This window comes from Nitrospira moscoviensis, assembly GCF_001273775.1.
In the GTDB taxonomy this organism is placed as follows: domain Bacteria; phylum Nitrospirota; class Nitrospiria; order Nitrospirales; family Nitrospiraceae; genus Nitrospira_D; species Nitrospira_D moscoviensis.
This window is the reverse complement of the sequence record NZ_CP011801.1, coordinates 1,682,087-1,695,740: the sequence shown is the minus strand read 5'-3', so window position 1 is coordinate 1,695,740 and position 13,654 is coordinate 1,682,087. Positions and strand designations below refer to the sequence as shown.

The 13,654-nt window shown below is 64.9% G+C and carries 13 protein-coding genes; all 13 read right to left on the bottom strand.

Annotated elements, in window-relative coordinates; genetic code table 11:
* Positions 1 to 42: 42 nt before the first annotated feature.
* The 13 genes from NITMOv2_RS08315 to NITMOv2_RS08255 are packed head-to-tail and all read right to left on the bottom strand — an operon-like array spanning position 43 to position 13,635.
* Positions 43 to 1,215: a glycosyltransferase family 4 protein gene (locus NITMOv2_RS08315; protein ID WP_053379423.1), complete on the bottom strand. Its 1,173-nt coding sequence runs from the start codon at positions 1,213 to 1,215 to the stop codon at positions 43 to 45.
* Positions 1,212 to 2,273: a DegT/DnrJ/EryC1/StrS family aminotransferase gene (locus NITMOv2_RS08310; protein ID WP_187299407.1), complete on the bottom strand. Its 1,062-nt coding sequence runs from the start codon at positions 2,271 to 2,273 to the stop codon at positions 1,212 to 1,214. The genes NITMOv2_RS08315 and NITMOv2_RS08310 overlap by 4 nt, the downstream gene beginning before the upstream one ends.
* Before the next feature lie 14 nt (positions 2,274 to 2,287).
* A complete protein-coding gene (locus NITMOv2_RS08305; RefSeq protein WP_053379421.1) occupies positions 2,288 to 2,929 on the bottom strand; it encodes a PIG-L deacetylase family protein in 642 nt (213 codons plus the stop codon).
* A 13-nt stretch (positions 2,930 to 2,942) separates the two neighbouring features.
* Positions 2,943 to 3,647: a WbqC family protein gene (locus NITMOv2_RS08300; RefSeq protein WP_053379420.1), complete on the bottom strand. Its 705-nt coding sequence runs from the start codon at positions 3,645 to 3,647 to the stop codon at positions 2,943 to 2,945.
* A gap of 22 nt (positions 3,648 to 3,669) precedes the next feature.
* Positions 3,670 to 5,184 carry a hypothetical protein gene (locus tag NITMOv2_RS08295; RefSeq protein ID WP_145976231.1) on the bottom strand — a complete coding sequence of 505 codons (1,515 nt, stop codon included), beginning with the start codon at positions 5,182 to 5,184 and terminating at the stop codon, positions 3,670 to 3,672.
* Positions 5,177 to 6,355 (bottom strand): glycosyltransferase family 4 protein, encoded by a 1,179-nt coding sequence (locus NITMOv2_RS08290; RefSeq protein ID WP_053379418.1) that lies wholly within the window; start codon positions 6,353 to 6,355, stop codon positions 5,177 to 5,179. The genes NITMOv2_RS08295 and NITMOv2_RS08290 overlap by 8 nt, the downstream gene beginning before the upstream one ends.
* A gap of 4 nt (positions 6,356 to 6,359) precedes the next feature.
* The gene (locus tag NITMOv2_RS08285; RefSeq protein WP_053379417.1) at positions 6,360 to 7,577 is read right to left on the bottom strand and encodes a glycosyltransferase family 4 protein; all 1,218 of its coding nucleotides are present in this window, start codon (positions 7,575 to 7,577) and stop codon (positions 6,360 to 6,362) included.
* Positions 7,574 to 9,508: an asparagine synthase (glutamine-hydrolyzing) gene (gene asnB / locus NITMOv2_RS08280; protein ID WP_053379416.1), complete on the bottom strand. Its 1,935-nt coding sequence runs from the start codon at positions 9,506 to 9,508 to the stop codon at positions 7,574 to 7,576. Before asnB ends, NITMOv2_RS08285 begins: the two co-directional genes overlap by 4 nt.
* Positions 9,509 to 9,510: 2 nt before the next feature.
* Entirely contained in the window at positions 9,511 to 9,765 is a 255-nt protein-coding gene (locus NITMOv2_RS08275; RefSeq protein WP_053379415.1) for a hypothetical protein, read from the bottom strand.
* Positions 9,762 to 10,646 carry a class I SAM-dependent methyltransferase gene (locus NITMOv2_RS08270; RefSeq protein WP_145976230.1) on the bottom strand — a complete coding sequence of 295 codons (885 nt, stop codon included), beginning with the start codon at positions 10,644 to 10,646 and terminating at the stop codon, positions 9,762 to 9,764. Before NITMOv2_RS08270 ends, NITMOv2_RS08275 begins: the two co-directional genes overlap by 4 nt.
* Positions 10,643 to 11,797 (bottom strand): glycosyltransferase family 4 protein, encoded by a 1,155-nt coding sequence (locus tag NITMOv2_RS08265; RefSeq protein ID WP_053379413.1) that lies wholly within the window; start codon positions 11,795 to 11,797, stop codon positions 10,643 to 10,645. The genes NITMOv2_RS08270 and NITMOv2_RS08265 overlap by 4 nt, the downstream gene beginning before the upstream one ends.
* Positions 11,794 to 12,567, bottom strand: coding sequence for a class I SAM-dependent methyltransferase (locus NITMOv2_RS08260; RefSeq protein WP_053379412.1), 774 nt, complete (start codon positions 12,565 to 12,567; stop codon positions 11,794 to 11,796). The genes NITMOv2_RS08265 and NITMOv2_RS08260 overlap by 4 nt, the downstream gene beginning before the upstream one ends.
* 18 nt (positions 12,568 to 12,585) lie before the next feature.
* On the bottom strand, positions 12,586 to 13,635 hold the full coding sequence (locus tag NITMOv2_RS08255) for a glycosyltransferase family 2 protein (protein ID WP_202967332.1): 1,050 nt from the start codon (positions 13,633 to 13,635) through the stop codon (positions 12,586 to 12,588).
* Positions 13,636 to 13,654 lie beyond the last annotated feature (19 nt).

Sequence of the window (13,654 nt, the reverse complement as noted above, 5' to 3'; positions counted from 1 at the left end):
GGACTCTTCTAGCGGGAACAGGAGGGAGAGTGCAAGAGGCTATTACGGGCGCCGTCTGCGGCCGGTGACTTCGAGCAGCGTGACCATGGCGACGATGAGCCCCGCTTGCACCAAGAGCAGCATGGCTTCGGTGGTGCCGGCATGCCGGAGCGCCATCGCGGCCAGACCGAGACAAATGGTGAGGAGAAAGATCATCGCGACGCTGGCTTGGCGCGACCCGAGCGCCCGTTCGAGACGGTGATGTAAATGGTCTTTGCCGACATAGTCCAGCCATGCTTTCACCGACCGGACCTTTCCCGTGGCGATGCGTTCGACCGTGATGTGGATCATGTCGTAGATCAACACGCCGAAAATGAGCAGCGGATTGCTGAAGGACACGATGGGGTTCGAGTCGGCCCAGTTGCCTTTGACCGCCAGGCAGGCGAGCGTGAAGCCGATGAACGTGGAGCCGCCGTCGCCCAAAAAAATCATCGCCGGCTCACGGCCCCGGAAATTGTAGGGCAGGAAGCCGAGCCCCGCGCCGATCATGGCGATCGCCAGCCAACCCAGTCCGGCTTGATTCGTTTCGAACGCCACGGCGCCGAGGAACGCCGCCATCAGCACGGCGAGGCCGGTCGCGAGACCGTCCATGCCGTCGAAGAAGTTGAACGCGTTGGTGATGCCGACGACCCAGAACAGCGTCAAGGCAATGTTGGCCGTGTCCCCGAAGGGGCCGGCTGGAAAGAGCGTGAGCACTGTGCCGGAGGCGATGACAATGCCGGCCGCCACGACTTGGCCGGTCAACTTGACCGAGGCCGGCAGCTCGCGCACATCGTCGAGGACCCCGATGACGAGCAAGAGCGAGCCGGCCGCGAGGATGGCCGACATCCACTCGGGCAGAATCGAATTGAGCAGCACGGAGCCGACGAATCCGACATAGATCGCAATCCCGCCGAGCCGCGGGGTCGGCAGAACGTGAATCTTACGATCCGTCGGGGTATCCACAAGGTTCCAACGGTGGCCCACCTGGACCATGACGGGTGTCAACGCGCCGGTTCCGAGAAAAGCAAAGAGCAGAATATAGAGCCAGCGGAGTCCCTCAACTTGGAACAGTTCCCTGATCGACGGCACCGCCAGGATGAGGGCTCCGAGCGCCGCGCCCGCGACGGCCGGCGTGAGCCAGCGCCACGACTGCAAAAACAGTGATGGCGCGAGGGCGGTCTCGACGGCCTTCATGCCCGCGCCCCTCGTAACAGAGCCAACACCTGAGCCACCTCGTCGTCGTTCAGTCCAGGATACAGTGGGATGGAAAGCGCCGTGCGCTCCGCTTCGTCGGCAGCCGGAAATCCGTGGAGCCCGAGATAGCGATGGAGCGACCGAAACACCGGCTTGCGACAGTGCAGGCCGGACCGCTCGAAACGCGCCATCACGTCGTTCAACGCGTCGGGCTCATGTCGAAGGCCGGACACGCGAACGACGAAACGAGAATAGACATGGCTCCGGCCGGCGGGGACGACCGGCGGCCGGAGATCGGTCCCCTTCACGGCCGCCGTATAGTTACGGGCAAGCTCGAGGCGTCGCTCCAATGACGACGGCAGGCGATCCAACTGAGCCAAGCCGATCGCCGCTTGCAGGTCTGTCATTTTCACATTCGTGGAAGCCGGAGTGAGTGCGGCGCCCTCATCGTACTCGCGCAACGCGCGTGCCTGGTCCAACAGAGCCTCGTCGCGCGACAGGACCATCCCCCCCTCGCCGGTACAGAGGAGCTTCGTCGCATAAAAGGAACAGACCGTCAGCCGTCCAACCGATCCGACCGGTCTTCCCTGCTCCAAGGCTCGTAGCGTCTGCGCGCAGTCTTCGATGAGCGGCACGCCGAGCGGTTCGAGCGCCGTCAAGTCGGCCGGCAAGCCGAAGAGATGCGGCACGATGATCGCGCGTGTTGTGGGGTTCAGCGCCCGGCGTGCCGCATCGGGGTCGATGTTATAGGTCTCCGGTTCGATATCGACGAGCCGAGCGGTCGCGCCGACCCGCTGCACGGCGAGCCAGGGCGCGGCGCAAACATAACTTGGCAGAATGACCTCATCGCCGAGCCCGATGTCCAGCACCCGCAGCGCGACTTCCAGCGCCGACGTGCCCGAGTTGACCGCCACGCCGCCGGCCAAGCCGATGTCAGCCGCCAGACGCCGTTCGAATCGCTCGACCAGCGGACCTTGTGCCAGGCGGCCGGACCGCAGCACCTCTGTCGCGGCGTGGATGTCGGAGTATTCGATGGAGGGCCGAGAATGCGGAATCATCCTGGCGACGGTCGTCATAGGCCGATATTAATAAACAATCGCAGCGGGAGGAAGCCTTCCGCGTTTTTCACGCGCCCTTGGATGCCGCGGAACTGCGCCGACGACCGCACCACGTCGGCGATGCTCAGCCCCTCGATATTCGTCTTCCTGACCTGGGACGCGTGCGCCTCCAGCGACTGGATCTTCCGGTCGAGCGCCTGTTCGATGTCCACGAACACGGTCGGCGCAAAGTTCTGCGTCGTGGGTCCTTCATAAAAGAGCACGTTCTTCGTGTAGCGGGTGGCGGTGATCGTACTCATCGCGAGATGCCGGTGATCCTGATGCGTGTCGTCGTGGTAATGGACGAAAATGAAGTGCGGCTCGATCTTCTTGACGATCTCCTCGACCGTTTGAATCAAGTCGCGCCCCATCGGCACTTCGGTGTCTTGGTACCCGCCCCAAAAGACTTTTTCAGCGCGCAGAATCTTCGCCGCCTGCGCCTGCTCGCGCTTGCGCATGTCCGGCAGCCCGCCCTGCCCGCCCTCCGTCATGACCATCAGAAAGATCCGATGGCCGGTTTCGGCGTACTTGATCAGCGTCCCCCCGCAGCCCACTTCAATGTCGTCGGGATGCGCGCCTAACGCCAAAATGCGCATCGGTTCCGTCTTCTTCGCCATCTCGGACTCCCTCCTATACGACGGGCATGGGCGCCTGTACTCGCGACCGGCGCAACGTCGCCAGGGCCTCGGCCCCCTGCATGAACAGCAAATCGATCGCGGACACGTTCGGCTCGAACGGCTCGTACAGCTGGCGATACCGGGGATGGTGGAACGCCTGCATGATGAGCGCAATACCGGACGCTTCAAAGCGTGGTTTGTCCATGTACCGGTCGGCGCCGGGACCGGCAAGATAGTCGGCCGCGCCGGCCGACCGGCAGAGATCGATCAGCCGATCCGTCGGCTCTTCCCGCGCCCGCCATTCGGAGGCACGACGAACCGGCGTCGCGATGCCGAAAGACCGCAGCAGCCATTCGATCACCGCCAAGTTGAGGTCCGCGAGCTTCTCCCAGGGCATGGCGTACAAGGCACGGAGTTCGTCCAGATATGGGTCGCGATACGGAGCGCGGGCATAGTGCATCTCCAGCGCGCGCAGATGTTGCGCCCGCCAGTTGACCGTCTGATTGATGCTCACCTCGTGAATCCGCTGGCCGAAGCGCTGCAGCACCGGCACCGTGAGCCATTGCCAGCCCTTCGGCGTGCGGATGCGGTTGCGATTCTGCCATTCGTTCTTTTTGAACTGGACGGTATCCAATACGATAAAGAGGTCCGCCTGGTCGATCTTGTCGAGATACCCCAACCAGGGCAGGAACTGCGGTTGATGGATCGTGACGCGCATGGCTCTCAATACTTTTTCCTTTTTACTTTTTACTTTTAACTTTCAACACATACACCGGGTTCGTCAGCAGCTCGCCGCTCTGAGCGATCGCTTCCACCCGATACGGCAGCCAGCGATCGGCCGGCGCGTCGCCGTCGGTCAGCTCGTACCGCAGCGGAGTCCGCCCTTCGATCTGGCCGACCACCTGTCCGGCGCGAATCACCCTGAGCCGGACCGGATGAGCGTCGCGATCAGCGGCCGACACCGCGACGCGAACCGTCACCGGCCTTCCCCCTTCCGATTCCAGCCGGTCTCCCATCCCGGCCGAGCGGCGACGATCGCTGACGCTGAACTCGTCCAACTGGAGCAGGATATCTCCGTCACCTCTCGCCGCCGCATAGGCATGGCCCGTGCGCAACGCTTCCAGTACGCCGGCCTGCGTCCGTTCGGTGACCAGCACGACGGTGTAGACCCGATCCAAATCCTTTCCCGCGTCCTGTAAGCCGTGGAACGCGACTTCCCCGATCATGGTCGGAACCGGCCCGCCCTCATTCAATCGCGCCTGCACGACTTGATCCCACACCCCGCCCGGAGCGGTGACGCGCCGGGTGTCCTGATAGAGCCCGCCGAAGCCGGTGTAGCCCTGAGTCAAGAGGAGGCTGTCGGGATGAGGATCGGTCTTGACGGTGACGGTCAGCGGACCGAAGGAATGCCGGCTGAAATCCCGCGCCTCCGTCATGGACCAAAACGCCAACGCGCCCCGCTCAATCGCCGCGTCGATGACCGCTTGATAGGGCCGGTAGCCGGCTTGTGCGTCGTAGGAACTGAACCGCGGGCTGGTCAGCGGCCAGGCGTTGGCCGCGAGTCCCGCCGTCAGCACAAGACCCGCGGCAGCCGCCATCCGCCGAATTGTCTGATGCGAATGACGCCACGCCTCTTTCTCCCGACGGCGGGGCAGCCACAGCCGGATAGCCGGCACGGCCAGGAGGAGGAACGGCGCGGCGTTCGCGAGACTCTTCCCGTCCCAGACGAAGGAATGGGGATTGCCGCGCGCCGGCATCCGTGCGTAATCCTCGCTCTTCTCTAGCCCGATCACCAAGACATTGCGCTGCGCATTGTGCATCGTGAGGTCGCCCGCCAGAAGCGACCCGGTCCAATAATAGTGGGGTGCCACTTCTACACCCGGCATGATGATCAACTTCGGATGCCGCCGCCGGACCTCGCGCAGCTCGGTGAGAAACCGCTCGATTCCATAGTCCAAGACGGACGGGAAGGAGACTCCGTATTTGAGAATCCCTTCCAACGGACGGAGACCATAGTCGTAGCGGAGCGTGAAGTTCTCGGACAGAATCAGGACATCCAATCCCTGCCGTTCGGCCCGCTGCGCCAGCGACTCCGGACTCAACGTGCCGGTGCTGACGGTACTGTGGACATGGACGGCGGCGCGCAACGGGATTCGCGCCGGGGTTGGGCTCTCTGCGCGTACGAGTGGCGCCGAGAACAGCCACAGCAGCGCAAAGCCCGCGCGACCGGCCGCCATGACGTGTCGTTTAGCCATGGGCTTCCCGATAGGCCGTTTCGATCGCGCGCACCATCCGGTCGATCCCGTATTCCTCTCCGATCGATCGGCCGGCCTGCTCCCCTAATCGCCGCGCCCATTGAGGATCGCGCAGCACCGAACGCAGCGCCTCTGCAAGCGCCCGGCTCTCTCCCGGCGGAACCAGCAGACCGTTCACTCCATCCTGCACGACGGCGGGAATCCCCCCCACCCGGCTGGCCACGATCGGCAAGCCGGCCGCCATCGCTTCAATCAACGCCCGGCCCATCCCCTCGTTGAGCGACGGGAGGGCGAAGCAATCGAAACCCTTGAGACAGTCCTCAACCTGTTCGCGATGTCCCGGAAGATGCACGGCGTGGGAGATGCCGGCTTGCCGGGCCTGCTCGATCAGCGCCTCGCGCCGGTCGCCGCTTCCGGCGATGACGAGATGCAGGGTCGGAAACTCTTGTTTCAATATCGCGACGGCTTCCACCAAGACACGATGCCCTTTAATGCCGGTCAACCAGCCGACCGAGCCGACGATCCGGCTATTCGGAGGACAGCCGAACCAGTCGGGCACCAGTTTGCCGCCGGCCCGGACGCGGCGAAACCGCTCCACGTCGATGCCGCTCGGAATGACCGCGAACCGCTCGGCCGTTCCCACATGGCGATCAAGATGCTCCTGGCGCTCGGCGCCGGTCAGTGCGATGAGACGGCTGGTGATCCGCGCCAGCAGGCGCTCGATCATCAGACACAGCCATGAGCGCAGCCGGTCGAAATGGCCGTAGAACACGTGGCCGTGCGGCGTATGGATGACCGCCGGCACCGCGGCCCACCATGCGGCGAGCCGGCCCAACACGCCGGCTTTCGACGTGTGCGTATGGACGATCGCCGGCCGCTCCCTTCGCAACAGCCGATAGAGATTCCACAGCGCGACGAGATCCCGGCGCGCACTGACCCGCCGAACGAGCGAGGGGATGACGTGATACCGGATGTGCTCTTTCTCCAACCTCCGCAGATTGTCGGCGGTCGCCCGGAGGCCGCCCTGCGCATCTTCCATGCGGGAGTCGCCGGTGATGACGATCGGCTCGAACTGGGTGCGATCGTGACCCAACACGGTCAGCATCGTATTTTGTGCCGACCCGCCGCGATCCAGCCGGGTAATGATATGGATGACTTTCCGAGGCGCCATGAGATTACGCAGCGTTCTTCCGTTCGATCCGGCCGTCCAACAGTCCGACCAGATCCGCGCAATGATCAGCCCAGTTGTATCGCCGTTCGATCAGCGCGCGACCTTTTCCGGCCAACCGTTCGTATTCGCCGGGCACGTCGATACGTCGCAGCAGCGTTTCCAGAGCTGTGGCGAGCGATCGGCCGTCGGTCCCCTGCGCGACCAGGATGGGATCGACCTGGCTCAGAATTTCCGGAATCGCGCCGACCGGCGTGCCGAGCACCGGCGTACCGCAGGCCATCGCTTCGACCGTCACCAGTCCGAATCCCTCCAACTGCAGACTCGGCATCAGGACCAGGTCGGCGGTCTGATAATAGGCCGCCAATCGGGCTTCCGGCACGAATCCGATCAACCGGACGGCTCCCGCCAATCCGCGCTTCCGGATGCCGGCTTCGAGCGCGGCATGCAACGGCCCTTCGCCCCCGATCACCAACGTGCAGGTCTCTCTCGCGGTCCGCGACAGCGCCATCGCGTCCAACACATTCTCCAAGCCCATGCGGGGCACGAGATTCCGGACGGTGAACAGCACGCGCCGGTGTGCCGGGAGGCAGAGGGCGGCGCGGCTTGCTTTACGATCAACGACGGGTACGAAGGTTTGCGGATCCGTCGCGCCGGGAATCAGCACGATGCGTTCGGCCGGCATGCCGTGCGTCTCCATCACGCGCCGGCGCATGTATTCGCTTAGAACGACCACCCGGTCGCAGCGGCTCATCACGGTCCGTTCGATCCAGCGCCGCGCATGCCCATTGAGATAGCGGCGCAACCCGTTGGACCGCGCCGCTGCCTGTCTCGTCGCGTATTCCTCATGGGCGAGCGAATGGCAGACGTAGATCCAGCGCGAGGCCGCGTGGCGGCGGGACAGGATCGGCCCCAATCCGGCCAATGCTTGATGGATTACGACGGCTTCCAGCGGCTCCGTGCGCCGCTGCCGGTCGAACGCCTCGACCGACCGGCGGACCGACGACCAGACAAACGAAGCCTCATGCGCGCGATCGACGACATAGCGCCGCTCGCGAATCCCGCCGATCGTCACGGCATCGGTAACGGTTCCTTCCGGTGCGCGCACCAGCAGCTCGACGTGATGCCCCAGCGCGGCGAGACCGAGCGCCTGGTGACGCAGCACCCGCTCGGCTCCACCGATCACCTTTTCGGCCGTCACCTCGGCCAACATGGCGAGCTTCATGACAACGCCGCCTCCGCGACGGGCGCGTCGGTTCGCGCCTCCACCGAGCGATGCCACAGCTCCAGCACCATGAGGGCATAGAGTTGATCGGCGCAATTGCGCCGCCCGCCGTGATGCGCTTGGAGGAGCCACCGCACATAGGCCGGCTTCACATAATCCCGACGCCGGACGGCGTCGTCCGAGAGCAGATCACGGACCATGTCGTCGAGATCCTCCCGCAACCAGCGGGCCAGCGGGACCATGAAGCCCTGCTTCGGCGCATCCAAGATTGGGTTCGGCACCAGACCGCGGAGCATCCGGCGCATGAAACCTTTCAACCGCCGGCCCCTGAACCGCGCCGGCGCCGGGATGCGGAGCGCATGCGCGACGATACGATCGTCGCAAAAGGGCACCCGCAGCTCGAGGGAATGGGCCATGCTCATCCGATCGCCCATCCGAAGGAGATCGTCCGGCAGATAGGTCTGCAGATCGACGCCCATCGCACAGTCTGACGGATCGGAGGAAGGCCATTCATCGAACAGCGTTTCCACGAGGCTGTGAGCGGACTCCAGCGCCATCATGGCTTCAAAATTCGAGCTCCACAGCCGGTCTTCCCATTCACCCGGTATGAACGTCGTCCAGCGGCGATACTGCTCCGCAAGCGGCCGGTGCCCATCCATCAAAAATCGCTTCAGTCGCCCAACCTGATCGCGCCCGCCGCCTGATTCCCGCAAGGTCCTCCCTCCGACCTTCGCGAGCCAGGTCCGAACGGTGGGCGGCACGTGTTGATAGCGGGCCGCGGCCCGCATGCCGAGATACCGCGGATAGCCGCCGAAGAGTTCGTCGCCGCCGATGCCGGACAAGGCCACGGTGACCGACCGCCGCGCCACTTCGGATATGAGAAACGTCGGGATCGCCGACGAGTCGGCGAAGGGCTCGCCCATGGCTTCCACCACCCGCGGCAACAGCGCGCGCACGTCGGGAGCCAGGATCGTTTCGCTGTGTGTGGCTCCGAAGTGCCGGGCCAGTTGCCGCGCCGCGGCCAGCTCATTGAACGATTGATCGGCTGGATGCTCGTAGCCGATGGAAAAGGTCTTCACCGGCCCGCCGCCCGCCTCCTGCATCAGCGCCAGTAGCGCGGCGGAATCCAGGCCGCCCGATAAGAACAAGCCGAGCGGCACATCGCTCACCAGGTGGGAAGACACCGCGTCCCGCAGCACCGCGAGCATCGCCTCCTGCTCGACGCCGGCAGTCCAATCACGGACAGGAGACGGATCCGGCTGGGGCCGATAGTAGCGGACGAATTCCACCCTGCCGTCCGCCATCTTCATCGCCTCGCCCGGCCGGAGCTGATAGACCCCTTCGACGATCGTGTCCGGTCCCGGCACATAGAGATGCGTCAAGTACCCGGCGACGGCCTCGGGCCGCAGACGCCACTCCGGAAGCGCCGCCAACAGCGACGGCAGCTCGGATGAAAAGAAGACCCGGCTCCCGAGACCGGCCTCCGGAAGCCGGACCGTATAATAGAGGGGCTTGATGCCGAGCCGATCCCTCAGCAAATAGGCTTCGCGCCGCTCCCCATCCCAGAGCGCGATCGCGAACATGCCGCGGAGCCGGTGGAAGCCCGCCAGGCCTTCCTCTTCGTAGAGGTGCACCAGCACCTCGGTGTCGCAGCGGGACGTGAGCCGGTGCCCCTTCCGCATCAGCTCCTCGCGCAGCGCGCGATAGTTATAGATCTCGCCGTTCATCACGGCCCAGATCGCGCCGGTTTCGTTCTGCACCGGCTGATGGCCGCCGGCCGGATCGATGACGCGCAGCCGTCTCGCGCCCAGCGCGATGCCGGCTTCGCGATGGATGCCCTCCTCATCCGGCCCGCGATGAATCAATCGCCGCAGCATCGGCCGCAGCGCCTCGCCATCGTCGGGTCCAATGATCCCGCAAATGCCGCACATGGTTACGGAGCCTTCTCCGAGACGGCGCGATCCCGGCGTTGCAATTCCTCGCGCTCCCGCTCGTGCCGCGGCGAGACCGACGAGGGCGGCACATCGACCGGCTCATAACGCGTATGTTTGGATGAACCGACGGAATCGAGCAGACCCCGCAGGCCCAAGGCCGCCGCCGCGCCCAAGAGGCACAACAGCAGGACGGCCACCCACCGCCGTACTCTCTTCCGCAACGGCCGACGTACTCTCGGATAGCCGCCGCTCATCGGACGCCTCGTTTGCGAGCGGCCATTTCGAACGACGGCGCACACACCATGCGCCCGCCGGTCACGGCGAACAGCCCTTGGGCCGCCGGCCAGAGCAGCCCGCGGCTGATCGTCCATTTCACCCGGCTCCATACGGGATGCGCCGGCGACACCGGGCCTCGGCTGGGTGTCGAGTTACGCAGGCCGATGACTGCCAGGCCGGCTTTGTCCATCAAATTCCGCAGCGCCCTGGCCGTATAGAGGTACCAATGGAAGGCCTGATCGTGCCGCGACCCGATCCAGCGGGCCGGCGCCCGCATCGCCAGGTGAAACGAACCGTTCGTCGCCCGCACCACCAGCACGCCGTCCCTCGACAAGGCCCGCGCCGCCTGCCGCAGCATCACCAACGGGTCGGCCACATGCTCCAACACATTGATCAACGTGACCGCGTCGAACGACCCGGCCCCGTCGGGCTGTTCCAGCGCCTGAGGCGGCACCATCGTGAATCCGCGTTTGGCCGCCCGGGCCGCCGCGCCTTGCGACAATTCAATCCCGGCGCAGGCCCACCCGGCCGACCGGCAGAGATGTAAGAACTCGCCGTCGCCGCAGCCGATGTCCAGCACGCTGCCCGGCGTCCGGCGAGAGGCCGATACATATTCGAAGACGCTTTCAAAGACCGGCATCCGGTCGTCCGACGCTTCGGCTGCTCCATAGTCGCCGTCGTAGGCACTGCGAAAATACCCTTCCACCACGCCACGGCCTTGGCGTGGATAAAGAAACACCAAATCGCATGCCGAACACCGGACATAGCGCCTGGTCGGCGTGCGAAACAGATCGAACCAGGCCCGGCTTCCGCAAGGGCACCCGAGCTCCGCTGTGGTACAGGCTTTTACGCCGGTCACGCCGCCACCTTCGGTGAACACTGCAGGGACTGCGTTCCGGGAAGCCCAGCTTCCAACACAGTCGCCGTCTCCCGCACCATCCGCTCGGCCGTAAAGCGCGCCGCGACCGCCGTTCGACCGGCCTGCGCCATCCGGGCCGCGTCATCCGGCTGCCGGAGCACCCGCGCGATCGCCTGTTCGAGCGCCGGCGCATCACGGGGCGGCACAAGGAGCCCGGTGCGGCCGTCCTCAATGATCTCAGGCACGCCATTGACGCGCGTCGCCACCACGGGCTTGCCCATGGCGAGCGCCTCCAGAATGACGAACGGAAATCCCTCCGACAGGGACGGCAACACCACCACATCGGCCGCCGCATAGAAATCCGCCACCGCCTCCGTCGCTCCCACAAACCGGCAAGCCTGCCCGACGCCCCACTGCTCCGCCTCCTGTTGGAGCGACTCGCGGCACGAACCCGCTCCGACAAACAGGCTGGTGAGCGTGGGCCAATGGGCGAGCAGCGTGGGCAAGGCCTGCAGTAAATAGCGGTGCCCCTTCTGCTCCGTGAGCCGCGCCACGACCAGCAGCACCGGCCCTCGTTCGCAGCGCCATGCGGCCCGGACGCGAGAGCCCTGTCCGTTTTGCTGCTGCCATGCGCGGTCCACGCCGTTGTAGATGGTGACCGCGCGCGCGGCAACTGGCGGGCAGCTCTGAATCACATCGCATCTGATGGCCTCCGACACACAGATGATGCGATGGGCGAGCGGAGCCGTCACGCGAAGCGCAGTCTCATAGCACCAGCGCTTGAACGGGCTGACTTCATAATCCTTGATCGCATTATGCACGGTGGACACGATGCAGGGCACGCCGGCCAGCCGGCCGGCCAGCCGGCCATAGACGTTCGCGCGGGCTCCATGCGTCTGCAAGATGGTCACGCGCTCCTCGCGCAGCAGCCGCACGAGCCGGAGCAACGCCAGCGGATTGACCAGCGGGTCCAACCGGACGAGCCGCGTCGCGATCCCGCGGGCGTTCATCGTGTCCGCAAACGGACCGGGCTCCGGCAAGATCAACAGCGGCCGGTAGCGCGAGCGGTCCAGGCCTTCGAACAGCACGTCCAAATAGCGCTCGCCGCCGCCATAACCGGCGGACCCGGCGAGCTCGGCCAGAACGATCATGCCGCGAAGCCTCCGGATTTTCTCCCGAGAATCATGGAGCCGTTGCCTCGTTTCGGCGGAAAGACGATCTCCCCCGCGACTCCGAGCAGCACCGCCGGCAGGAGCATCAGCCCGATGCCCTTGATCCCTCGGCGCTCCCCGAGTGAGAACAAGTCCTTGATCAACCCGACCACCCGCCCGAACGTCGGCCGCGCATCGAGCACCTCGAGCGACCGCCGCCGGAGCGCCTGCACCAATTGCGGGACGCTAAACCCCTCGTGCACATGGTCATCGCCGGTCCGATGAGGGCGAAAGCAATTGGGCACCTCCCCCTCCGCACAAGTCCACCACGATCGTGCCTCGGGATCGGGCACATGGATGAACAGCAGCCCGCCGGGACGCAGCGATCTGGCCAGGCGATCGAGCGCGCCCTCCACGTCGTCCATATGTTCCAGCACGTCGATGGAGTACACCAGGTCGTACGTCTCCACCTCGCCCAGCGTCTTCAGATCCGCTTCGACTACGGACAAGTTGGGCCGCCGTGCGTGCGCCTGAGGGGCAAGATGCAAATCCCACCCGACGAACGAAGAGGTCGGATAGCGCCCGGCCAACAGCGCCGCCATCTGAGCTTCCGGTCCGCATCCCGCGTCGAGGACGCGCCGACGGCCCTCTCGTAGGAACCGCGCCACCATCCACTGGAGATACAGCCCTTTAATGACGAGTCCGGCATGGACTCCGCCCAACCAGCGGTCGTACAGCGGGGTAGTCAGCGCGCGATAGAACCGGTCCATGGCAGCGATCATCGCCTGCTAGACCTCTCTGACATGAGCTCTTCGACCCCCCCTTATCGCCGGTCTTCCACGATCGTCTCTTGCCGCTTGCGACAAGAGGACAGGGCCCAATTCGACTCCGGCGGCCGGCGGCGCCGGGGTGCTGCGCAGGATGTACAACATGTCTTCCATCAACGTCCGGTTCACCCGCGCCAGATCTGCAATAATCCCGAACAACAGGACAAAGACTGAGATCATGACCAGCCCGATTCCGACCACCAAGGACTGGATGTATCCCGTCTGGCCTTCGGATGTGGCGTAGTAGTACAGAAACCGCCCCGTCAGCGCTGCACCGGGGAGAAACGCCAACGCACTGCACAACGCCAGCACACGCAGGGGAGTATAGACGATATAGGTCTGGAGAATGGTCTTGGCGGAGCGCAGCACATAGACCAAGGTGCTTTTGAAGAGCCGCGACGTGCGGAGCGGCGGATTGGTTCGGATGGGAACCGAGGCGACTGTGAGATTCTTCCGGCCCGCCTCGATCAAGGTTTCATGCGTGTAGGTGTACGACGAGAAGACATGGGTCTTGAGCGCCGCGTCGCGGCAATAGGCGCGAAACCCGCTCGCCGCGTCCGGCACGTCGATGCCGGACAGGCTGCGCACCACCCAACTTCCGAACCGCTGAAGCAGCCGCTTGCCACGTGAAAAGCCGCGCTGCGACCCAACTTGGCGATCGCCGATCACAATGTCGGCTGAGCCGGTGACAATAGGCTGGATCAGGGCGGCGATATCCTCTCCCCGGTATTGATTGTCGGCGTCGATATTCACGATGATGTCCGCGCCGTGCCGCAGACAGGTCTCCATGCCTGCCTTAAAGGCGTGCGCCAACCCCCTTCTTGACGTCATCCGGACGATGTGCGTCGCGCCGAGCCGCCGGGCCACATCGGCCGTGCCGTCCCGGCTTCCATCGTCCACCACGACCGTTTCAATGATATCCACGCCGGGCAGGACAGCGGGCAAGTGCGGCCACAGGATCGGAAGCGTTGCCGCTTCATTGAGACAGGGAATCTGGATCATCACTTTCATGGTCATCTCTCCGAGGACC

What these genes read in the sequence shown, in the direction of transcription:
- NITMOv2_RS08315 (WP_053379423.1), bottom strand. Translation starts at nt 1,215, where the DNA reads ATGAAGGCCGTCGAGACCGCCCTCGCGCCATCACTGTTTTTGCAGTCG.
- NITMOv2_RS08310 (WP_187299407.1), bottom strand. Translation starts at nt 2,273, where the DNA reads ATGATTCCGCATTCTCGGCCCTCCATCGAATACTCCGACATCCACGCC.
- NITMOv2_RS08305 (WP_053379421.1), bottom strand. Translation starts at nt 2,929, where the DNA reads ATGGCGAAGAAGACGGAACCGATGCGCATTTTGGCGTTAGGCGCGCAT.
- NITMOv2_RS08300 (WP_053379420.1), bottom strand. Translation starts at nt 3,647, where the DNA reads ATGCGCGTCACGATCCATCAACCGCAGTTCCTGCCCTGGTTGGGGTAT.
- NITMOv2_RS08295 (WP_145976231.1), bottom strand. Translation starts at nt 5,184, where the DNA reads ATGGCTAAACGACACGTCATGGCGGCCGGTCGCGCGGGCTTTGCGCTG.
- NITMOv2_RS08290 (WP_053379418.1), bottom strand. Translation starts at nt 6,355, where the DNA reads ATGGCGCCTCGGAAAGTCATCCATATCATTACCCGGCTGGATCGCGGC.
- NITMOv2_RS08285 (WP_053379417.1), bottom strand. Translation starts at nt 7,577, where the DNA reads ATGAAGCTCGCCATGTTGGCCGAGGTGACGGCCGAAAAGGTGATCGGT.
- asnB (WP_053379416.1), bottom strand. Translation starts at nt 9,508, where the DNA reads ATGTGCGGCATTTGCGGGATCATTGGACCCGACGATGGCGAGGCGCTG.
- NITMOv2_RS08275 (WP_053379415.1), bottom strand. Translation starts at nt 9,765, where the DNA reads ATGAGCGGCGGCTATCCGAGAGTACGTCGGCCGTTGCGGAAGAGAGTA.
- NITMOv2_RS08265 (WP_053379413.1), bottom strand. Translation starts at nt 11,797, where the DNA reads ATGATCGTTCTGGCCGAGCTCGCCGGGTCCGCCGGTTATGGCGGCGGC.
- NITMOv2_RS08260 (WP_053379412.1), bottom strand. Translation starts at nt 12,567, where the DNA reads ATGGACCGGTTCTATCGCGCGCTGACTACCCCGCTGTACGACCGCTGG.
- NITMOv2_RS08255 (WP_202967332.1), bottom strand. Translation starts at nt 13,635, where the DNA reads ATGAAAGTGATGATCCAGATTCCCTGTCTCAATGAAGCGGCAACGCTT.